Below are 19,286 nucleotides of genomic sequence, written 5' to 3' on the forward strand. Positions count from 1 at the left end.
GCCCTGTCAATCCTGTATGCTTGACAGGTTAAATCATGAAAAAGCGAGGTGCTGAAAGATGCGGAACAACATCATCTTAGGTAACAATGAAACCGGCGAACGTATCTATTTAACTTCTAAGAACAAGCGGAACACGCCTGATCGTCTGCAACTCAAGAAGTATTCACCAAAGCTGCGCAAACGTGTGGTCTTTACCGAAGTTAAGTAGGCTATAAGCCGTCAAATGTCAAAAAAGTACCTTCTTACCGAGATTGTCGGCAAGGAGGTACTTTTTTTGAACCCCAAATGGTATGGCTAGCATTTGGCAATTTGTTTAGCATCATTTTTCGTTCAATAGTGTCTCAAACAAAGACGGAATGGGCAGCGCTGCGTGAATTTGCTTTTTTGAAAATGGATCGACAAAGCTTAAACGCGTGGCCTGTAACGCCTGATGGTCAATCAAAGTGCTTGGTTGACCATAAAGCCGATCGCCAATGAGCGGGTGACCGAGACTGGCAAAATGGACGCGTATTTGATGAGTGCGGCCGGTTAACAATTGCACATCAACAAGGGTGTTGGTTGCCATTTTCAGGACTTTATACCTGGTTTGAGCCGGTTGACCAGCATCGGCAATGATTCGGTGAATCCCATCCGCCCCCAAGCCGATAGGAGCATCAATCTCGCCTTCTGATTTCGTGAGCTGACCACTAACAACGGCGACATACTGTTTTTCCAACGTTGCGTGTTGCGCCTGATCAAAACGGCCTTGCGCGTAAGGGTGCTTGGCTGCCAGGACAAGTCCAACAGTATCGCGATCCAGCCGAGTGATGATAGCTGGCTGCGGTTCAGTGATGCCCTGTTGCTGCAAATACCACACGATCCGATTTAACAAGCTATGATTAGGTGCATGCGGGCCGGGAACACTGGTCACGTTGGCTGGCTTGGCTACGATTAGCCAGTTGTCGTCTTCGTATAGCACATGAAGCGGCACCTTTTCCGGCGTGACCGTTTTGGTGGTTGGAATCGCAAAGCGCACGACCTGCCCAGCGTTAATCGCAATATTGCCGACCGCCTGACCATCCACCCACAGAAGCCGATCACTCAGCATCTTTTTGAATAAGCGATGGCTGACGCCTTGCTTGGCCAACAGACGTTTAACCGTGGTGGTGGCTGTCGCTTTTGAATCAAATGTATATCGCATGGTTTTCCCTTCGTCATAATCAGCATTCTGCGCCTTAAAGCCGAACGAATTTTTTGGAAAGTTTGCATTCAAACGGCTTTTGGGACTATGGTTAGAGTATAACTAATGTACAAGAATAAGGAGGAACAGGCAAATATGCAAGTAGAAAAAGATGTGATTTACGATGAGGCCCATAATTTACCCGCTGATATTTATGTGCCAGAGGATGCCAATGGTGCGGCCATCGTGTATGCCCAGGGCGGCGGCTGGTTCCGTGGAGATAAGAAAAATGAAGATGATTTAGGTGAATATTTTGCCAATGCCGGTTATCTCGTGGCGATTCCCAATTTTCGCCTAGCACCGAAGTTTTTGTATCCGACAGCGCAAAACGATTTCGATCATTTTGTCGACTGGCTGCTTGCTTCCCCTTATGACTTCGATCGCAAACGTCTGGGCCTGTTAGGTGCCAGTTCAGGCGGTACCATGGTTTTGCAAAACAGCCTATCTTCCGGCTATCCCGTGGTTGCGTGGTCACCGGTTGTCGACTTTGCCAATTGGGTTCAGAAAAATCAAATGGTGAAAGCATCGGTTGATGCCAAAAGTGAATTTGGTCTCACTGAGATTCATGAAATCCACGATGCTTTTTATAAGTACTTTATTCAAACATATTTAGGCGGCCTGGATCCGCGGCTGTTAACAGCGGTCAATCCAACGAATCATTTGACCGACCAACTCGGGCCAACGTTGCTCTTTAACTCCGCAGATGAGCTAATGCCTCTGCCAAGTGCCTTACATTTCGTGCAACAGGCAGCTATGTTTGGCCGCGACATTTCATTGCATGTGGTGCCAGGTACCGGTCATGCACGCGACTACACCAGTTTCGCATTACCTGAAACCAAGGGCTTCCTTGATGATCATCTCTTTACCAGCGTTGAAGATAAAACGCTCAACAAGGCGACAGATTAAGTTTTTATTTGTAAAATCGGCGAGTTGCCAAATTAAAAAATCGTCTCCGACGTCACACAGACGCTAGAGCCGATTTTTTTATGTCTTTATGTTTAAGCGTTATGGCCGAAGTATCAGTGGGGTGGTCGCTCCCGGTGCAACCCACTGGAGTCCACCGTTTACTGGCACTAAATAAATGGGATCTGCGGCAACATCGGTCGGCGTTAAAATCACGCCGTTTCCCTGTTGTGCTGCCGTGTAACCAGAAGTCGTGTTTACCCCTGCTTGGGTAATGGTCATCTGGTCGCCGGTAATCGTCAGTGTCACGTGCTCATTGTGCCATGTGCCAATATAAAACGGCGCTTTAACCGTGGGCTGACTGGTTGCTGAAAACGCTATTGCACTAGATGAATTGACAGCATCAGTTGAAGTGCTGGCAGTCGTAGTGGCCACATCCGTTTTAACTGAAGTCGTCACACTCGTCTCACTTTTACTTTCTGATGTACTGGCTTGCGCGCTAGTCTGACTGGTCAGTGATTGATGCGTCGCTGTTTTTGTTGACGCAGTTCCGGCATCTGCCGTTCTTACCTCACTTTTAGCACTGACTTGATGCTGATAAAACGCGGCGCCGGAAAGTCCGCCAAGTGTTACCAAGGCTGCTGCTATCATCATCCATTTCTTCATGTCAACCACTCCCACTCAAACCTGATCAGCATTTTGTTTCTTTCAACATTTTTAGTCTAGCATGCAGATCATTCTTAATGTTACAAAAAGATGTCAAAGCAAACAAATCTTAATATTTACAAGGCTTTGGCATGTCATCTTTTTGTAACTTAGTAAAAATAGTACGAATAGCTTGCAAAAGCAAACATATGTTCGTAAGATTGTTCTGAGGTGATTTGAATGACGTATGAAGATAAAATCGGCGAGCAAAAGTTTGCGGCGTTGGTCGACGATTTTTTTGCCAATCGATATATCGACCGTGGCATGCGCAAGTGGCAAGGCTATTACCTCTCTGACCATACCGCAGCGTTAAAAAAGCAGGCAAAAGCCGAAAGCATCACCTATCCGCCGCTTTCTTTACAAGAGCAGCCTTATATTCGCATGATTTTGTTGCGCGCTTATGCTGAAGGCCAATCCGTCACCCTTCAGCTTGATTTGCAAACACCAAATGGCCAGATGTTGCCGCCAATCACCGGCAAAGTGGCCGGATTAAGCGATAGCGATGTGGTCAATGTTGACGGTCAAAACATCAGTATCGACATGATTCGGCATATCGATTTGATTCCTTTTCCGGTTTGAATCAAAAACGGCACCCGCTATTACCACGAGTGCCATGCTTTAGCTTCTTATTTTGGAAACTGAATGATCTGGTCAAGCTGGCTTGGTTCCCAGGAGCGTCAATGCGTCAAAAAAGTATGCCAGACTCAGATAATCGGCCGTACCACCCGGACTCAGATTCAGGGTGATCATTTCGGCGTTCAAGGTGCGCAAGGCATTGGGTAACTGCGTATCGGAAACATGCAGCAACGTCTTCGCCGCATCCTGAACAAATCGCAAACCGGCCGGACCGCCGCGATGCAAAAGATTGGCATCTTCAACTTGCGCCATCAAATGCACCATTAAGCGCAGATAACGCAAATCGCCCTGTGTCGTCGTCTGTCGCAGATATGGCAACATGTGCTCACGAATGGTTGGATAACCGGCCAAAGCCTCACCACGGACTCCTGTGACGCCGTGTTTCACATATAAAGCTTCGCCGTGGCTTAGCTGCGCTTTGTCACCTAAATGGCGAAAATCGCCGGCGACACCTTGTGCAACTTGCGCAACTGCCGGAAAAAGCGGCGCAAATTCCGCCGCCGCCAAATCATGCAAGGAATTCTGCTGCAACAACCAACCAAGTGCCCCTAGTAAAAAGCCAAAAGAAAAGTTGGCACCACGATGCGTATTGACGCCGTGCGTTGCCGTCAGCATGGCACTTTCTGCGTCCATGCCAATCGTACGTAACTCCTGATAAAGTTGCGGCACTGTTTTAGCTGCCAGACCAGCATGCAAGTATTGCGTGAAATAAGGTGCCAACGCGTCAATGCTGGCCTCAAATGTGGTGACATCCATATCCCGGTGGGCCCCGTTAGACTCGGGATCGACTAAGCCTGGCTTGGGTGCAAGCAGCACTTCCGCATGTAAACTGTTCACCGCTGCTTGAGCGATACGTTGTTCATTCAATGTGTTTGGCCTTCATGACTTTTAGAATATATTGCAATGAATGTTCGAGATGTTCCCGAGTGATGAGCTTGATCTGATCATCATCCCGATTTAACATGCCGCGATAAAGCAGCCAATGTTCCTGAATCGCTAAATTCCGCCGATCATCACCATTAATACTGATATCACGAAAATAAATCAAATAATTTTGCAGCTGATTGACAATCATTTTCAACCGCAGCATATGACTCGCATCATAAATAAAGTTGTTAAATTCGGTAAACTTAGCCATAACTTCCGAAACCCGTCCAGCATCGTTTAAGCGATCCGTCTCCTCCAAAAGCGCCCGCATCTGCTTAAATTGATCAGGCGTCATCAGGCGCATCGCCTTACGTATCGCCAGAACATCCAATTCCTTGCGAATATCAAAAATCTCGTAAGCATCATTAATCGAAATACCCTTCACAACAACCCCAATACCGGTCTTGCGTTCGACCAGGTCCTCTTCATCCAGACGTTCAAGCGCATAACGAATAGGTGTGCGACTAATGTTGAGATTTTCGGATAGATTCTTCTCGTTAATCCGTTCACCGCTGGGTATTTCACCCAGCAAGATGGTTTTGCGCAACGCTTCGTAAACCGCTTCTTTAATCGGCCGGTTCTGTGAAAGATCCAAATTTTTCTTAACGGCTGGCACCACTTCATTCATCGTTCGTTCCCCCTCGTCCTGAGGGCCATTATACCAAAAAAAGCCATTAACTAGTCGGTTAACGGCTTGACCCATGTTTCTTCCAGCGAAAATCGATTTATCCGCAAAATGGCACAGGTCATGAAACTCAGTTATGGGTAGGATCAAACGTCAAATCAACTGTTTGAACCGGAACATCGTAGAATGGATCTTCACGCCGACCTAAGAAGTCCTTGGCTTGATCAGGGAATAAAGCATAGCTCAAAACGTCTTCTTCTGAATGAGCGTATTGGGCAATTGCTTTACGGAATCCCGGCATCTGCGGCTCGATTAAATCAGCCGGACGCGTCGTCACGATCGATGCATCACCGATGATTTTCTTGGTTATTTCCGGAGAAATCGGTACAGGCGGGCGACCATAGAGACCGCGAACATAATCTTTGATTTCTTTTGGAATCAACTTATAACGCTCACCGCTCATGACATTCATCAAGCTCTGGGTGCCGACCATTTGTGATAATGGCGTTACCAGCGGTGGGTACCCTAAGTCGGCGCGGACGCGAGGCACTTCTTTTAAAACATCCCCGTATAAGGATTCCTGCCCTTGATCCTTGAGTTGAGCCAGCAAGTTAGACAACATCCCGCCTGGCACTTGATAAATCAATGACTTCGGTTCAACATCCTTGACCCGCGGGTTTAGTTGTCCGGCATCGCGGAATCGATCACGAATCGGGGCAAAATAACTGGCGATATCACTCACTGTATCCAGCTTGACGTCGGTCGGATAACCGAGATCCTGCAAGGCAACCAACATTGATTCAGTCGCTGGCTGACTGGTACCGCCGGCAAATGGGGAAACGGCGGTATCAATGATGTCAGCTCCTGCGCGCACGGATTCGAGATACGTCATTTCGGCCATTCCCGCGGTTGCATGCGTATGCACTTCAAGCGGCACGGTAATCTCCTGCTTAATGCCGGTCACGAGATCAAAAGCTTTCTGTGGCGTCAAAATGCCTGCCATATCTTTGATCGCAATCGAATCGGCACCCATGTCTGCCATTTTCTTGGCTAACTTGATGAAGTAATCAACCGTGTGAAACTCACTGGTTGTATAACTAATCGCCAGTTGTGCGTGACCGCCAGCATTTTTGGTGGCTTCAAGTGCAGTCTTTAAGTTACGTGTGTCATTTAAGGCATCAAAGATCCGAATAATATCAATGCCGTTTTCGACCGACTTTGTGACAAAGTCGGTGACAACATCATCGGCGTAATTTTTATAGCCAAGTAAATTTTGGCCGCGCAGCAGCATCTGGAGCTTGGTATGCTTCACAACTTGACGAATCTTGCGCAGACGTTCCCACGGATCTTCGTTTAAGTAACGGAGGCAGGCATCAAAGGTGGCCCCACCCCACATTTCTAACGAATGATAGCCGGCAGCATCCATTTTGCCTAAAATTGGCAGAATGTCGCTTAACGGCATCCGCGTGGCAATCAGACTCTGCTGACCGTCACGCAAGACGGTTTCCATAAATTGGACTTTTTGTTTAGCCATGTGTGGTCCAACCCTCCTTTATGATTGCTTCAACCACTTGCTGAACTTCAGGCAGCCCGTGACGACGTGATCGAGCACAGGCCTTGGCATCCCCGCCGCAAACCAGGCAGGCGCGCGGCGGCAAGTCAAGATCAGCGCGCGAAATCTGGTGGAGCTGCCCGTTTTTTAACGTCACCACGTCCAGATCCAGTAAGTCGCAAAAACGCTGTTGCTGCTCAAAACCGACCATCAGTCGCTTCAAGGTAATCGGTGACAGCTGAACTGCTAAATAAGCTTCGGGGCCAGTTGCCAAGGTTTCGATTTGGCTTTCCTGCACTGCTTCACCCAGTTGATCCTCTAGCGCTTGCATCGCTGCCGAAAAGACTGCGACCACTCGCTGGCCAGTCTTAACCGGACCTGGAATTCGCAAAGTCACATGCAACAAAACGGTTTCGGGATGAGCGGTCAACCATTCACGTTCCTTGACGATCCTGGCATCTTTAGCTGCGAGCATTTGTCCGAGATCAACTTGTGGACCGTCTAAAACTGACAACTTAAACATTGTGGACCACATCGATCAAGGTACCATCCCGATATTCGATCAACGCAACGACCTTGTCACCATACTTAATCGGTTCAGGCGTTCCGGTAATCTTGTATGCCATTTCTTTAAGCGCTTCAATCGAAAATTGTGGCACTTTCAAGTGTTTGAACATCTCGATCAAGTCCGTCCGCGCCGGGTTAATCGCCACACCGACTTCGGTAACCACGACATCAACGCTGGCGCCTGGCGTCACCACCGTATTGACACTTTCGACGATCGTTGGAATCCGGCCCCGAACCAATGGCGCAATGACCATACTCATTTTGCAGGCAGCACTTGTATCACTATGACCGCCTGATGCTCCGCGAATAATGCCGTCAGAACCGGTAATGACATTGACATTAAAGTCGGTATCGATTTCCAATGCTGATAAGATCGCAATATCAAGCTGGTTAATCACCGCGCCTTTGCTCAGTGGCGATGCATACATATTGGCATCGATTTCGTAATGATCGGCGTTTTCTCCAAGCGAAACCGCTGAAGGATGGTCAAAGTCTTGGACATCGATGATCTTTTCAACGAGTCCTTCTTTCAGGAGTTCAACCATGGAATTGGTAATCCCACCTAGTGCAAAGCTTGCTTTAATGTCTTGCTTCAGCATCGCTTCCCGCAAGAAACGGGCAACGGCAAGTGATGAGCCGCCTGTGCCGGTTTGGAAGGAGAAACCATTTTTAAAGTAAGCCGACTTGGTAATTACTTCTGCGGCATATTCCGCAATTTTTAATTCTTTAGGATTCTTAGTGAAGCGGGTCGCCCCTTTGGCAATGCCGGTTGGGTCACCAATAGAATCAACCTGAACCACATAGTCAACGTCGGTTTGTGGAATGCTGATCGGTGTATTCGGGTAAGGAACCAGACTATCGGTAATGGCAACGACTTGATCGGCATACTTGGCATCAATCATGGCATAACCTAAGGAACCACAAGTTGCTTTTCCTTTAGTGCCATTGATGTTACCGTATTCATCACTGCTTGGTGCACCGAGGAAAGCCACGTCAATGTGAATATCACCGCGTGCAATTGCCCGCGCCCGACCACCATGGGACCGGATCACAACCGGATTTTCCATGATACCGCTGGAAATCGCGGCACCGACTTTGTCACGCAAGCCAGAACTGGTGATGTTGGTGACCACGCCATTCTTAATGTGTTCGATAAGCGGTTCGTGCACGTTGGCAATTGAACTTGGGGCAATCGAGAGATTCTTAATTCCCATTTTGGCAATTTCTGCCATGACCATGTTCATCACATAATCGCCTTCGCGAAAATGGTGATGAAATGAAATAGTCATGCCGTCTTTTAAGCCAGTGGCCACAATGGCATCGTGAATCGAAGCAACCAATTTACTATGATCGGGCTTCACCGGCTTGATGTGGCGCGCGTGTTCATCGTAAGGCTGAATATTGGCAAACTCGCCACCATAAACCCCATACTGATCGGCGTATGGCGCCGGGATCTCACGATTAAGCTTATTCTTGACCATCAGTCTACCTCCATTCCTGATGCCTTAGCGAGCGCAATCGTATATTGAGCCCGTTCGACCACTGGCTTATCAACCATTTGACCATTGACAGAGACAACGCCGGCCCCTTTAGCTTCGGCTTCTTTCAAGCCGGCAACAATTTCGCGGGCTTTTTGTACTTCAGCCAACGCCGGAGCAAAGACACTGTTGATCACTGGAATTTGCCGCGGATTGATGACTGATTTACCGTCAAATCCAAGTTGTTTGATTAACTCGGTTTCATGGCGCAAACCCTCTTCGTTATCGACTTGCGTGTAAACCGTATCAATAGCAGAAATGCCGGCTTCTCTAGCTGCATGCAGAATATAGTTACGGGCAAAAGACAATTCTGCCCCATCAGCAGAACGGTGCGTGTGCTGGCTGGTTAGATAGTCCTCAGCGCCAAGCGCAATACCAATCATTCGCGAAGAAGCCTGCGCAATTTCACGGGCATTCAAAACGCCTTCTGCGGATTCAATCGCAGCCATCATATGCGTGGTGCCGACTTCAATGCCGTATTTTTCTTCAACTGCCGTGATCACGGCATCGACATCGCGAATATCTTGCGCGGTTTCCGTCTTTGGTAACCGGATCACATTAATGCCGCCAAGTACCATCGCTTCGATATCCTGATCGCCACCAGCATCGAGTGCATTGACCCGGACAACTGTTTCAACACTGCTATAGTCAAAAGTTTTCAAAGCTGAGTACACCAACATCCGGGCCGTATCTTTTTCTTTTAATGAAACGGCATCTTCAAGATCAAACATGATGGCATCCGCACCGTAAATGGGGGCATCGCGTAACATTCCCGGGTTAGCCCCTGGGACAAACATCATGGTTCTTCTTAATTTATCCATGCGTTGATCTCCTCCCAGTCAAATGTCTTGTTATCCGCTGCACGGTAGGCTGCCGCAATGGTCCGTGCTTTGATGGTACAATCCAAAGCACCTTTGTCGTTTGCTTCTACCGCAACCCCTTCGATACCCAATTTTGTCAAAGTTGCTGCGATCACGGCACGGATCTGCTCGCCAAACTGCTTTTCAACACTGCTTTGCAGTTGGATCGTGGTGCCGCTATCGGCAGGGGCCAACGTGATTTGGATATCACTTGACTCTAATGTCCCAGCCGTTGCGGGATGATTAATTTTCATGAGTTGATCGCTCCTTTATTTCTGTATAAACCTCCGGATAAACCAGTTGTTCGACCGTGGCCCAGTCATGGTGCTTGATCGCGGCACGAACACGGGTGGCGCTGACCACCGAACCGCCAATCGTCAAACGCGGCACCACAATTAATTCAATGTCATCAGCAAAAGTCGCTGCCAATTGCTGATTGTAAATCGCCGTGACCGGCGAAAGCGGTTCTTCGCCAACATATCGCCGGGTGATGCCAAGAATCGGGGCAATGCGTTGTTTAAAAAGTGCCGCGTCTAGTCCGGCTTGCGCGGTCGCAATCGCCGCATCTGCCCGATCCTTGAGAAAATAACTTGGAAACGTGGTACTGGAGACCATGTAGTCCTGTGTCGGCAAAACCACCACGTTGGACCAGCGTGCCGCCACCTTTTTGACTAAGGCCAGACGCTCTGTTGCCGTGAACATCGATCGTTCGGCTGATAAGACAAAAACGTAAACAACTGCATTATTCTTTGCTGCTTGTTCGATTAAATAGGCGTGGCCGCGGGTGACCGGATTCGCATTCATCACAATGGCTGCAACAGGCTTTCCCGATTGGCGAGATTCTTCCAGCAGCTTGGTATAGTCGGCAAAGTTAGGATAGCCCCGTTCCAATAAAACCACTGAATCGGTGGCCGCCAGCTGTTTAAATCCCAGTGACTGGAAAAACTTCAGCGTGCTCGGTTTGGTATAAACAAAGCTATGCGTGATGGCTTCATCATCCAGCCGATCGAGCAAGGCCTGAATAATTTGCGCCAACAGATTCTCATGTTGAGCTGTCGGTGAAATTGCCACTTCTTTGATAATATTGCCCGACAATGACCCCGTCGCCAGCAAGTCGTCTCCTTCAAAAATGCCAACTGTATAATCGACTTGGCGATCCGGAGTCAAGCCAGCATCAACCAGCAACGTCTGCCAGGCTTCAGCGGCCTGCGGGTTCAAATCGAACCAAATGCGCTTTAACCTCGCCATTTTATTTTGCCGCTTTTTTGGCTGGTGCAAATTTAAGCAATAGTTTGGCGACAATGTAGATGATGAATAAAACAATAAACACGCCGCCCATACCTACCAGCATCAATTCACCAGCCTGTTCAACAGCAGTCGGATCAAATTTCATAACGCAAAACCTCCCAAGGGTGTTCAGACTTCTCAACTGACAGGTGCATTGATGTTAAGCACCAAAGAATGACAGCAAGAGACCGCCAGCAATAACCGAACCGATTTGACCGGAAACATTGGCCCCAACGGCATACATCAATACAAAGTTCTGCGGATCTTCATCCGTCGCCATCTTCTGAATGACCCGGCTTGACATCGGAAAGGCCGAGATGCCTGCCGCACCGATCATCGGGTTAATCTTTTCTTTGCGGAACAGATTCAATAGCTTAGCGAAAAGAACACCGCCGACAGAATCCATGATGAAGGCGAAAAGCCCAAACGCAATGATCATCAATGTTTGAATATTCAGGAACTGATCTGCTTGTAATTTAACCGAAATCGTCAACCCTAACAGGATCGAGACAATGTTGACCAGCTCGTTTTGTGCGGTGTTGGACAATCGATCCAACACGCCACATTCCCTGAGCAGGTTGCCGAACATCAGGAAACCTACTAATGGCAGGGAAATCGGAGCAATAAATCCAGCGATGATGGTGATGATAATCGGGAACAGAATTTTGGTTGTCTTGGAAACCCCTTCTGCGCGATAGGTCATCCGGATGCGCCGTTCATGCTTCGTCGTGACTGCTTTGATTGCCATCGGTTGAATGATTGGCACCAACGCCATGTACGAATACGCCGCGACCGTAATGGCCCCCAGTAAATTCGGTGCCAGCTGGTTAGAGACGAAAATGGATGTTGGGCCGTCTGCTGCACCAATGATCCCGATTGACGCCGCCTCTTTAATGTTGAAGCCGAAGAAAACGGCAACGAAGACGGTGGCGAAAATACCGAACTGAGCGGCTGCGCCGAAAAGTAACATAAATGGATTTTGTAACAACGGGCCAAAGTCAATCATGGCGCCGATCCCAATGAAAATCAGTAATGGGAAAAGTTCGGTGTTGATGCCGGCTTTGAACAGGACATCCAACACCCCTTCCGTCTTAGTGCCGCCAACAACCTGGGTTAAAACCCCGGTTCCGGGGAAGTTCACCAAAATGGCGCCCAATCCCATCGGAACCAATAATGTTGGTTCGTATTCTTTCTTAATACCCAGATACATCAAGAGCGCACCGATCAGCATCATTGCAATTTGGCCTAGCGTAATGGTTGTGATTCCGTGAATGAGCGCTTCCATACCTTCACTTCCCTCCTTTTTATTTGTTAAATAATGCTGATCAGTCCATCACCCGAGTTTACATTTTGATTCAGCGTTGCGATGATCTCGCCAACAGTACCGGCTTTGGGTGCCACAATTTCGTTTTCCATTTTCATGGCTTCGAGAATCATCAGTGGTTGGTTTTCGGTGACAGCATCACCGGTTTTAACCAGAATCTTGGTAACGGTGCCAGGCATTGGTGCCGTTACAACTTCACCTTCACCACTCGGGGCAGCCGGAGCAGCAGGCGCCGGCGCTGGTTCAGGCGTTGGTGCTGCTGGTGTCGGGGCACTTGACGCAGCCGGGGCAGCAGGTGCTGCTGGTGCGGCCGGTGCTGCTGGCGTACCGCCGATTTCTTCCATTTCGACCAGATAGGTTTTACCATCGATCGTGATCTTGAATTTTCTCAACATCTTTTTCAGTCCACCTTTTTCTTAATTGATTTGACCACATAATGCCCATGACCATCACCCGCCGCAATCGCGCTGGCAATCAAGCCAACCCGTTTGGCCTCGGGATTTTCAACATACAAATGTTTAAGCACGAGTTTGGCATCAGGCGCAGCGTCCGCAGTAACGGCAGCAGCGATCAAACTGGCAGTTAATTCGTTAGTTGGATCAACTTCCAGATAATTGGGTACTTCTTCCCATTCATGCACCTGAGCTGCTTCATCAGCATTCACCGATTTAACCGGCGCCGATTCAACTGGCGTTTGCGGTTGTTTTCGCCGATGCAACCATTTAAACATTTTCACACCCCCTAAGCGTGAGCCGGTGCGGGTAAAAGCCGGGAGTAAGTGGCCTTTGACGTGTTACGACGGGGTCCCTTACAGGTAAGCTTCTGCACCAGCAAACGCGTTAATGTAAGCATGAGCCGGCGTTGTTAAATGCCGAATCAAGCGTTATCGTCATGCATTTTCTGGTTCTCATCAACCTTATAATACGGGGAAAAGCCAATCGCGATTGGCTTTTCGGTGTCTTTTTAAATTGGTGCTTATTTTTGTGGTAGATAGAATGGCACATGACCGAAGAGCATAACAGTTACCACGAAGATGGCGAAAACGCCTAATGCATATTTTCCAGCTTCGCGTTGCCACTTACCCATGTCCAAACCGGTGAGCCGGAGCAATAGATAAATGAAAGCAACTAACGGTGAAAGCAAGTGGAATGCTTGCCCCATTAATGAAGCTAAAGCCATCTGCATATTGGTAAAGCCGTATGCGCGTCCCGCAGTTGCCAGCACCGGCATAACACCGAAGTAGAAGCCGTCGTTACTCAAGAAGAAGGTCCCTGGTGCGGAAATCAACGCAATAACCAATCCCCAGAAGCCAGCCATGGAACTTGGGATAATCGCGGTGAAACTCTTGGCAAGTGCTTCGGCCATCCCGGTTCCCTGGAATAAGCCCATGAAGACCCCGGCAGCAAAAACCAGAATAACAACTTGCACGGCATCGCCGCCGTTAGCACCGATTCGCTTGCTTTGGTCGCCTAACTTAGGATAGTTAGCCATCAATGCAATACAGGTACCAACCAAGAAGAGCAACAGCGGCGGCATCGCAATCGCCTTGATAAAGGAACTTGCCACCAGCCAAGCAATCAGCACAATGGTCAAAATGCCGTTAAAGGCAAACATATTCGGACGGCGAATTTCGGAAACTTCAGGATCAACCACTGACGTCATCTCATCGATTTCTTCATCGGTTAATTCCCGAACACCCAAGCGTTTCCGTTCTGCGCGACCCATGTGCGGTGCAACGTAGAAAACAACATAAGCCAAGGCCAGAATCATACCTGGCAATAAATACGTCAAAATGTCGGCATCAACCTTCAAAACGGCCATGGCCCGGGCAGTTGGCCCGCCCCAAGGCAACAGGTTCATGATGGTATTTTGCAAAATAATTAAAACACCGAGATTCATCATATTCATGTTGAGCTTCTTATAGATTGGAATAAATGCCGAGCAGCAGATCAAAGTCGTCGTGGTGCCATCCCCGTTAAGTGAAACTGCCATCGCAACAATCGCGGTTGCCATCAGCACTTTCATCGGGTCGCCTTTCGCGATCTTGATCATCCGGGCTGTAATCGGATCGAACAGACCGGCGTCGAGCATAATGGAAAAATACAGAATAGCGAATAAGAGCATGATCCCTGTGTTAGCGGTCGTTGTCAGACCCTTCAACACAAAATCGCCGATCGTCCCTTTCTTCGCCACGCCTGCCACCATCGCAATAATTGCAAACAGCAGCGGGATCATCACTAAAGAAGTGAATGGTGAAAGCTTCTTGGTCATGATGACGTACATGAAAACAATAATCATGGCGTAAGCAATGACGGTGAGTAACATAGTCCCAACCTCTTTTCATAAGTTTTTGTCGCTATCCACATGATACGTGATTTCTGTCACGAAAAGGCCGATTTTGCGTCTTTAGAACACCAAAAGAACAATTGTACGGTTAAGGGAAAACTAAAATTTTCAAGAAACAGAAAACGCCTTCATTGGCTTAAAATTCGGTTTTAAGTCAACGGAGGCATTTTTAAATGATACGATTGTAACGATTGAAAAAGAACACTTTTCAATTGATACTTATTTCACAATAGACTAACACAGAGACGTTTTTCTGTGTTAGTCTACCAATCCTGAAAGCGTTCGTCTTCCAACTTTTTCAACAGTTGGTGAAAGTTTTCCCGTGACGGAGCGTGGTCCAATGTTTCTTGCTGCAACTCATTAAACCGCTCTGCTAAGTAATAAGCAGTGAGATAAAGCGTTAGTTTTCGTTTGACAATGGCTTCCGGATCTTTGTCGTCCGGTACTTGGTGTGACCCCACAACAAGATTGGCGAACTGTTTCGGATTTAACCGTAAATCATCAGGTGCATCAGCCTTCATGATAGAACCTCCTTTTTTAAGTATGCCTAATACTAACATAAAAAAACGAACGTTTCCGACCAAAAGCGGGCGTTCGTCACGATGTTGGGGATGTTGTTCGGGTTAAAAATGCCGGGGGAACTGCATGCACCAACCAAACCTGACTTCCTGTCGGATAAAAAATTTCACCGGCAGCTGCTGCCGATTGCGCGGCCACGCGATAAATAACCGGATGAGGGTCATGCCGCACGCCAACTTGCCAAGCCATTTTCGGATTCTCGGAAAGATGGACAAAATCGCGGTCCATTGGCTTGAGTCCTTCAATGTCAATCAATGCGGCTGCTTGATGGGATGTGCCATGATATAACCAGATTGGCGGACGCCGCGCCGGCATTAACGGCAAGACCGGGACGCTATGGCCGTACACCGCTCTGATGGTGCTTCCCTCAATCGCAAACCGCTGCTTATCGCTTTGTGTCATAATGTCATCAAGCACCTGGCGATCAAGGTGCATCTGATAATGCGCATTGAATCGCCGAATCAACGTTTCCAGATTCGTGCGGCCATAGCGATCCAATATGATACCGATTTTTTCCGGATGGTGCCGCAAGATCAGGCTTAATGTTTTACTGATTCTGACGAGTCGCTTACCCATTAATGACCACCTCGTTTTTCAAATTGACAAAGCAAAGAAGGCATGACATTGAAATTGCATTTTTCTACAGCGAACTTAACCGATCTTGACGCCATTATGCGAATCGAACAGGCGGGCTTCACACCCCAGGAGGCTGCCAGTCGTTCCAGCATGGCGGCTCGCATCATTCATTATCCTGACACGTTTATTGTAGCGCGGACTGATCAAAAAATTGCGGGCTATATTGTTGGACCAGCCATTTCACAGTCAACCATTACCGATGATTTATTTGTCACCAGCCAGCCAAATTCGCCAGCTGCACCGTATATTGCGATTCTGAGTCTTGCGGTTGCGCCTGCTCTGCAACATCACGGCATTGGCCGCCAACTCTTAGCCAAAATGAGCGATGTCGCGCGCAAGCAAAACCGCATCGCCATTACCTTAACCTGCCTTCAGCGCCTTATCCCCTTCTACGAGCACGCCGGCTTCCACAATGATGGACAGGCAGCCTCCACTCACGCAGGCGAAGTTTGGTTTAACATGACAAAAGTTGTAACACCAGTAAGTGACTCATAAGATAAGAGTGATGTCTTATGTTCCATTAAAATTAAGAATATTTATTTTCTTTCAAATTAAAATATGGGAACCTTGGCCGGCGATCTTCGTCGGCTATTTTGCTTTACACACTAGTCGTTTCGGTTTAAACTACTAGTGTGCAAAACATATTAGGCGAAAGGATGATACTGATGGCGAGAGACGACAACAGCCAGATGCTAAAAGGCATTTTACAAGGGTGCCTGCTCATCTTGCTCGCCCGCAAAGAACAATACGGCTATGCCATCAGCGAATCGCTTAATCTTTTCGGCTTCGAAAATGTTCCTAAAGGGACGATCTATCCCCTGCTAATGACAATGGAAAAGAAGGGCCTCTTGACCAGTCATATGCGCCCATCCCCGGACGGACCAAGTCGCAAGTATTATGCGATCACGGCAGATGGCGAAAAAGCCAGGCAAACATTCATCTTGCAGTGGCATGATCTCAAAAGTCACGTTGATCAAATCATTGCGAACCAACCCAGACTTGTGGTCTGAAGTCAAGGGAGTGATTCAAATTATCTAGACTTGTTTCATTTTTCAGAGGGTATACTTCCCCCAGCCCAGGGATTTAGTAATTTCTCTAGGTGAATCTAAAGCCCTAACTTGACGCTTGGCGCGCTAGACCGCTTTGGCTGGTTTATACAACTCGTGGTTTTTAAGTAATGCATAGATCACGCGTACCAGCTTTCTTGCAGTCATGACACAAGCACGTCGGTGTTGATATTTTGGCACCTCCCGGTATTTCTTGTCGTAAAATCTGGCAAATGTGGGATCATGCGCTCTTACCGAGTTGGCAGCTTCAATTAGGTAATAGCGTAAGTACTGATCGCCGTTATGCGTGCGCGGCGTTAGTTGCCGCTCACCGTTTCCGGATTGACTTCTGCGCCAAACCAGTCCGGCATAGCTTGCCAAACTAGCTTCACTCGGAAACCGTTCAATCTGACCAATTTCAGCCAGTAGTCCAGCCGAGTAGACTGGGCCAACGCCTGGAATACTTTGCGTTGACTGTGAGCCATCAATGACGGCACACAGGTCGGTGATGCTCTTGTCTAGGGCTTTTAGTTGCTTTTGTAACATCCGGATCTGGTTGATGTAAATCGCCATGACCTGGTCAACAGAATCGGCAACCGTCTTGCTCAAGCGATAAGAGCTACGGATGGCTTTTTGTAAGGCCTTAGCGATCGCCTCTGGGTCACCAAAGCGACCGTGGGACAATTGGTTAAGATCTTGAGTAAGCGTCTGTAAGGGCATCTGAGCGATTTCGTCCAGTGTGTACTTTTCACCGCTAAGCACCGTCATCATCGTGTTTCCGAACACAGAAGTCGGTAGCTCAGCTTCCAGTGTGTTCAATCGGAAGTACAGATTGTTGAGGAAGTGGTTTTTGCCATCTGTAATTTGTTTGACGACGTGATACCGTTCGCGGGTGAGCCGCTGTAAGGCAATGTGTTTCTCGTCGCGGGTCACTGGCACTTGATACCGGCCAATGCGCAGAAAGTCTGCGATGTGGAAGGCATCAATGGTATCAGTCTTGTCGTCATCGAACAATTGGCTGTAACGATGAGTCATCTTGGGGTTCAACGTGACGACAGTGGCATCCAACGCACTGAGCGCTGAGCTTTGTTCAAAGTAAAGTGTGGGGTGGATGTTGTACACCGAGGTGGCTTCCATGCCAATCACGATCTTTAGTGAATCATCTTGGCGTTTAGCCCATTCCAGGATTAATTTCTCAATTTGGCCGGCCCCGTCAGGGGTATTCGTGGTCTTGTCCTGGAAAATAACCTTCTTGGCAGAATCCAAGCCACAGTAATCAAGCTTTGCTTTTGAAACATCAATACCAACATTCAAGTTCATCGAATTGGACCTCCTTTCTGTTCTGATTTATGGATAGGCTTGGGCGCTGCGCGATATTCCCTAATTATGAACCTACAGTACTTCCTCGCAGTATGAGCAGTCTGTCTGAGGATCAGTAGCTGCTCGGTGAAACGCGAGTCACCGAACTGATCTCCAGCCCCCGCAGCTTGTGGTTTGTGCTTGTTCGATTCATCTGGGCGGCAGTCTCGGGGTGAAGTCTAGCAATAGCTAGCAACAGGAGGGAAAAGCCTATACCAGTTGGACCCAAATCCAATGAACAACTAGAGAATATCACGCAACATCCAAGTACGGAGCTATCCAAGAACTTGGTTGTAATTTAAATATACGAGGAGGGATTAGCCATGAACAAGCGCACGGAAGCTGTCAATAAAATAGCAGCTGAGAACAATCAATTACGTAAACAACTGACAAAAGCCAACCGCGACTACTACGAAGATTTGCTGGTTTACATGCGGGGCAAAAACTTGTTCCGGGACGACTATCAACTTGAAGAAAGTTTGCTAGGTATTCTCCAAGACCTCATTGACGCGCAAAATGATGGAACGGATGCAATGACTTATTTTGGTCATGACCCCAAACAGACGGCAACTGAATTACTAAAGACAATCCCCCTGCGTATCGGCAATTTTATCTGGTTTAACTTAAAATTGGCAGCAATGATGATGTTTATTTTGTGGCTGCCGCGTCTGACCTATCCAAACGTAACCTTCGATGCCGGAAGTTTGTTGCTGGCTTCCGGCATCGCGATTGTCAGTGCGTGGGGTGCGCTTTGGTACGTCGGCAGCCACGCTTTTGCCAAGCCATCCCGTCTTCAACTAACCGCAATTATTATTCTCGGTGCGATACTGTTTGGCATCATGGTCAGTGTCTTGCTATTTCTCAAAACCAGCTGGCAAATCCGCCTTTCTGCTCATACTTCGTTCACCGTCATTATTTCAGGGTTGATCATTGCGGCAGTTTTGCCGTTTATCCATCACCTCACTGAACTTGAGCGCCCGATTTACTACTTCAGCTTGTTTATACTCATTCTCGGTTTGCTTGTCTATTTGCGAGCCACACGTTCCTTTTTCAGAACCAAGATCGACTTTGGAAAGTGGCAATGGTTGTTTTATGTCTTCATAATCCTCTTGGGAGTCGGCATCGGCGTGTTAATCTGGTGGCTGGGAGAACGACGGCATCGTCATTAAAAAGCCTG

The 19,286-nt window shown here is 48.0% G+C and carries 24 protein-coding genes; 6 read left to right on the plus strand and 18 right to left on the minus strand.

Features of this window, described 5'->3' with window-relative positions:
- Positions 1-58 precede the first annotated feature (58 nt).
- Positions 59-208: a 50S ribosomal protein L33 gene (gene rpmG / locus LHUE1_RS00080; RefSeq protein WP_003566154.1), complete on the plus strand. Its 150-nt coding sequence runs from the start codon at positions 59-61 to the stop codon at positions 206-208.
- Positions 209-319: 111 nt separating this feature from the next.
- Here rpmG and LHUE1_RS00085 read toward each other — a convergent pair whose 3' ends face one another.
- A complete protein-coding gene (locus tag LHUE1_RS00085) occupies positions 320-1,180 on the minus strand; it encodes an RluA family pseudouridine synthase (protein ID WP_049172625.1) in 861 nt (286 codons plus the stop codon).
- 135 nt (positions 1,181-1,315) lie between these two features.
- Here LHUE1_RS00085 and LHUE1_RS00090 point away from each other — a divergent pair, with 135 nt between their 5' ends.
- Positions 1,316-2,125 carry an alpha/beta hydrolase gene (locus LHUE1_RS00090; RefSeq protein WP_277848358.1) on the plus strand — a complete coding sequence of 270 codons (810 nt, stop codon included), beginning with the start codon at positions 1,316-1,318 and terminating at the stop codon, positions 2,123-2,125.
- 99 nt (positions 2,126-2,224) lie between these two features.
- On the opposite strand, the gene LHUE1_RS00095 is transcribed toward LHUE1_RS00090, so the two are convergent.
- Positions 2,225-2,788, minus strand: coding sequence for a hypothetical protein (locus tag LHUE1_RS00095; protein ID WP_049172603.1), 564 nt, complete (start codon positions 2,786-2,788; stop codon positions 2,225-2,227).
- A 219-nt stretch (positions 2,789-3,007) separates the two neighbouring features.
- On the opposite strand from LHUE1_RS00095, the gene LHUE1_RS00100 reads away from it, so the two are divergent.
- A complete protein-coding gene (locus LHUE1_RS00100; RefSeq protein WP_049172601.1) occupies positions 3,008-3,406 on the plus strand; it encodes a hypothetical protein in 399 nt (132 codons plus the stop codon).
- A gap of 72 nt (positions 3,407-3,478) precedes the next feature.
- Here the strand turns inward: LHUE1_RS00100 and citG are convergent, their stop codons facing one another.
- The 15 genes from citG to LHUE1_RS00175 all read right to left on the minus strand — a co-directional run bounded on the left by citG (position 3,479) and on the right by LHUE1_RS00175 (position 15,644).
- Positions 3,479-4,330, minus strand: a complete 852-nt coding sequence (gene citG / locus LHUE1_RS00105; protein WP_049172599.1) for a triphosphoribosyl-dephospho-CoA synthase CitG — start codon at positions 4,328-4,330, stop codon at positions 3,479-3,481.
- Positions 4,323-5,018: a GntR family transcriptional regulator gene (locus LHUE1_RS00110; RefSeq protein ID WP_010491343.1), complete on the minus strand. Its 696-nt coding sequence runs from the start codon at positions 5,016-5,018 to the stop codon at positions 4,323-4,325. The genes citG and LHUE1_RS00110 overlap by 8 nt, the downstream gene beginning before the upstream one ends.
- A 127-nt stretch (positions 5,019-5,145) precedes the next feature.
- Positions 5,146-6,549, minus strand: coding sequence for an oxaloacetate decarboxylase subunit alpha (locus LHUE1_RS00115; protein WP_277848357.1), 1,404 nt, complete (start codon positions 6,547-6,549; stop codon positions 5,146-5,148).
- Positions 6,542-7,090: a citrate lyase holo-[acyl-carrier protein] synthase gene (gene citX / locus LHUE1_RS00120; protein ID WP_049172596.1), complete on the minus strand. Its 549-nt coding sequence runs from the start codon at positions 7,088-7,090 to the stop codon at positions 6,542-6,544. The genes LHUE1_RS00115 and citX overlap by 8 nt, the downstream gene beginning before the upstream one ends.
- Positions 7,083-8,615, minus strand: a complete 1,533-nt coding sequence (gene citF, locus LHUE1_RS00125; RefSeq protein WP_049172593.1) for a citrate lyase subunit alpha — start codon at positions 8,613-8,615, stop codon at positions 7,083-7,085. Before citF ends, citX begins: the two co-directional genes overlap by 8 nt.
- A complete protein-coding gene (locus LHUE1_RS00130; RefSeq protein WP_010491347.1) occupies positions 8,615-9,493 on the minus strand; it encodes an aldolase/citrate lyase family protein in 879 nt (292 codons plus the stop codon). Before LHUE1_RS00130 ends, citF begins: the two co-directional genes overlap by 1 nt.
- On the minus strand, positions 9,481-9,786 hold the full coding sequence (citD, locus tag LHUE1_RS00135) for a citrate lyase acyl carrier protein (protein ID WP_032958725.1): 306 nt from the start codon (positions 9,784-9,786) through the stop codon (positions 9,481-9,483). The genes LHUE1_RS00130 and citD overlap by 13 nt, the downstream gene beginning before the upstream one ends.
- A complete protein-coding gene (gene citC, locus LHUE1_RS00140; RefSeq protein ID WP_049172591.1) occupies positions 9,776-10,780 on the minus strand; it encodes a [citrate (pro-3S)-lyase] ligase in 1,005 nt (334 codons plus the stop codon). The genes citD and citC overlap by 11 nt, the downstream gene beginning before the upstream one ends.
- Before the next feature lies 1 nt (position 10,781).
- Complete coding sequence (locus LHUE1_RS00145) at positions 10,782-10,925, minus strand: OadG family protein (protein ID WP_049172589.1); 144 nt, start codon at positions 10,923-10,925, stop codon at positions 10,782-10,784.
- A gap of 54 nt (positions 10,926-10,979) precedes the next feature.
- Entirely contained in the window at positions 10,980-12,104 is a 1,125-nt protein-coding gene (locus tag LHUE1_RS00150; RefSeq protein ID WP_039639198.1) for a sodium ion-translocating decarboxylase subunit beta, read from the minus strand.
- 26 nt (positions 12,105-12,130) lie between these two features.
- The gene (locus tag LHUE1_RS00155; protein WP_025013101.1) at positions 12,131-12,538 is read right to left on the minus strand and encodes an acetyl-CoA carboxylase biotin carboxyl carrier protein subunit; all 408 of its coding nucleotides are present in this window, start codon (positions 12,536-12,538) and stop codon (positions 12,131-12,133) included.
- 5 nt (positions 12,539-12,543) lie between these two features.
- Positions 12,544-12,873, minus strand: coding sequence for a hypothetical protein (locus LHUE1_RS00160; protein ID WP_049172587.1), 330 nt, complete (start codon positions 12,871-12,873; stop codon positions 12,544-12,546).
- Positions 12,874-13,118: 245 nt separating this feature from the next.
- Positions 13,119-14,468, minus strand: a complete 1,350-nt coding sequence (locus tag LHUE1_RS00165) for a CitMHS family transporter (RefSeq protein WP_010491356.1) — start codon at positions 14,466-14,468, stop codon at positions 13,119-13,121.
- Positions 14,469-14,752: 284 nt separating this feature from the next.
- Positions 14,753-15,010 (minus strand): hypothetical protein, encoded by a 258-nt coding sequence (locus LHUE1_RS00170; protein ID WP_010491358.1) that lies wholly within the window; start codon positions 15,008-15,010, stop codon positions 14,753-14,755.
- A 76-nt stretch (positions 15,011-15,086) separates the two neighbouring features.
- Complete coding sequence (locus LHUE1_RS00175; protein ID WP_049172584.1) at positions 15,087-15,644, minus strand: RNA 2'-phosphotransferase; 558 nt, start codon at positions 15,642-15,644, stop codon at positions 15,087-15,089.
- Positions 15,645-15,692: 48 nt separating this feature from the next.
- On the opposite strand from LHUE1_RS00175, the gene LHUE1_RS00180 reads away from it, so the two are divergent.
- Complete coding sequence (locus LHUE1_RS00180; RefSeq protein ID WP_049172582.1) at positions 15,693-16,199, plus strand: GNAT family N-acetyltransferase; 507 nt, start codon at positions 15,693-15,695, stop codon at positions 16,197-16,199.
- 170 nt (positions 16,200-16,369) lie between these two features.
- Complete coding sequence (locus LHUE1_RS00185; protein WP_277848356.1) at positions 16,370-16,714, plus strand: PadR family transcriptional regulator; 345 nt, start codon at positions 16,370-16,372, stop codon at positions 16,712-16,714.
- A 123-nt stretch (positions 16,715-16,837) separates the two neighbouring features.
- Here LHUE1_RS00185 and LHUE1_RS00190 read toward each other — a convergent pair whose 3' ends face one another.
- Positions 16,838-18,070, minus strand: a complete 1,233-nt coding sequence (locus LHUE1_RS00190; RefSeq protein WP_039639065.1) for an IS110 family RNA-guided transposase — start codon at positions 18,068-18,070, stop codon at positions 16,838-16,840.
- 362 nt (positions 18,071-18,432) lie between these two features.
- Here LHUE1_RS00190 and LHUE1_RS00195 point away from each other — a divergent pair, with 362 nt between their 5' ends.
- Positions 18,433-19,278 (plus strand): DUF1129 domain-containing protein, encoded by an 846-nt coding sequence (locus tag LHUE1_RS00195; RefSeq protein ID WP_277848141.1) that lies wholly within the window; start codon positions 18,433-18,435, stop codon positions 19,276-19,278.
- Positions 19,279-19,286 lie beyond the last annotated feature (8 nt).

The organism is Lacticaseibacillus huelsenbergensis, from assembly GCF_029726355.1.
Taxonomy (GTDB): Bacteria; Bacillota; Bacilli; order Lactobacillales; family Lactobacillaceae; genus Lacticaseibacillus; species Lacticaseibacillus casei.

Excerpts from the sequence above, each read along its gene's own strand:
- rpmG (WP_003566154.1), top strand. The coding sequence starts at position 59 with ATGCGGAACAACATCATCTTAGGTAACAATGAAACCGGCGAACGTATC.
- LHUE1_RS00085 (WP_049172625.1), bottom strand. The coding sequence starts at position 1,180 with ATGCGATATACATTTGATTCAAAAGCGACAGCCACCACCACGGTTAAA.
- LHUE1_RS00090 (WP_277848358.1), top strand. The coding sequence starts at position 1,316 with ATGCAAGTAGAAAAAGATGTGATTTACGATGAGGCCCATAATTTACCC.
- LHUE1_RS00095 (WP_049172603.1), bottom strand. The coding sequence starts at position 2,788 with ATGAAGAAATGGATGATGATAGCAGCAGCCTTGGTAACACTTGGCGGA.
- LHUE1_RS00100 (WP_049172601.1), top strand. The coding sequence starts at position 3,008 with ATGACGTATGAAGATAAAATCGGCGAGCAAAAGTTTGCGGCGTTGGTC.
- LHUE1_RS00110 (WP_010491343.1), bottom strand. The coding sequence starts at position 5,018 with ATGAATGAAGTGGTGCCAGCCGTTAAGAAAAATTTGGATCTTTCACAG.
- LHUE1_RS00115 (WP_277848357.1), bottom strand. The coding sequence starts at position 6,549 with ATGGCTAAACAAAAAGTCCAATTTATGGAAACCGTCTTGCGTGACGGT.
- citX (WP_049172596.1), bottom strand. The coding sequence starts at position 7,090 with ATGTTTAAGTTGTCAGTTTTAGACGGTCCACAAGTTGATCTCGGACAA.
- citF (WP_049172593.1), bottom strand. The coding sequence starts at position 8,615 with ATGGTCAAGAATAAGCTTAATCGTGAGATCCCGGCGCCATACGCCGAT.
- LHUE1_RS00130 (WP_010491347.1), bottom strand. The coding sequence starts at position 9,493 with ATGGATAAATTAAGAAGAACCATGATGTTTGTCCCAGGGGCTAACCCG.
- citD (WP_032958725.1), bottom strand. The coding sequence starts at position 9,786 with ATGAAAATTAATCATCCCGCAACGGCTGGGACATTAGAGTCAAGTGAT.
- citC (WP_049172591.1), bottom strand. The coding sequence starts at position 10,780 with ATGGCGAGGTTAAAGCGCATTTGGTTCGATTTGAACCCGCAGGCCGCT.
- LHUE1_RS00145 (WP_049172589.1), bottom strand. The coding sequence starts at position 10,925 with ATGAAATTTGATCCGACTGCTGTTGAACAGGCTGGTGAATTGATGCTG.
- LHUE1_RS00150 (WP_039639198.1), bottom strand. The coding sequence starts at position 12,104 with ATGGAAGCGCTCATTCACGGAATCACAACCATTACGCTAGGCCAAATT.
- LHUE1_RS00155 (WP_025013101.1), bottom strand. The coding sequence starts at position 12,538 with ATGTTGAGAAAATTCAAGATCACGATCGATGGTAAAACCTATCTGGTC.
- LHUE1_RS00160 (WP_049172587.1), bottom strand. The coding sequence starts at position 12,873 with ATGTTTAAATGGTTGCATCGGCGAAAACAACCGCAAACGCCAGTTGAA.
- LHUE1_RS00165 (WP_010491356.1), bottom strand. The coding sequence starts at position 14,468 with ATGTTACTCACCGTCATTGCTTACGCCATGATTATTGTTTTCATGTAC.
- LHUE1_RS00170 (WP_010491358.1), bottom strand. The coding sequence starts at position 15,010 with ATGAAGGCTGATGCACCTGATGATTTACGGTTAAATCCGAAACAGTTC.
- LHUE1_RS00175 (WP_049172584.1), bottom strand. The coding sequence starts at position 15,644 with ATGGGTAAGCGACTCGTCAGAATCAGTAAAACATTAAGCCTGATCTTG.
- LHUE1_RS00185 (WP_277848356.1), top strand. The coding sequence starts at position 16,370 with ATGGCGAGAGACGACAACAGCCAGATGCTAAAAGGCATTTTACAAGGG.
- LHUE1_RS00190 (WP_039639065.1), bottom strand. The coding sequence starts at position 18,070 with ATGAACTTGAATGTTGGTATTGATGTTTCAAAAGCAAAGCTTGATTAC.
- LHUE1_RS00195 (WP_277848141.1), top strand. The coding sequence starts at position 18,433 with ATGAACAAGCGCACGGAAGCTGTCAATAAAATAGCAGCTGAGAACAAT.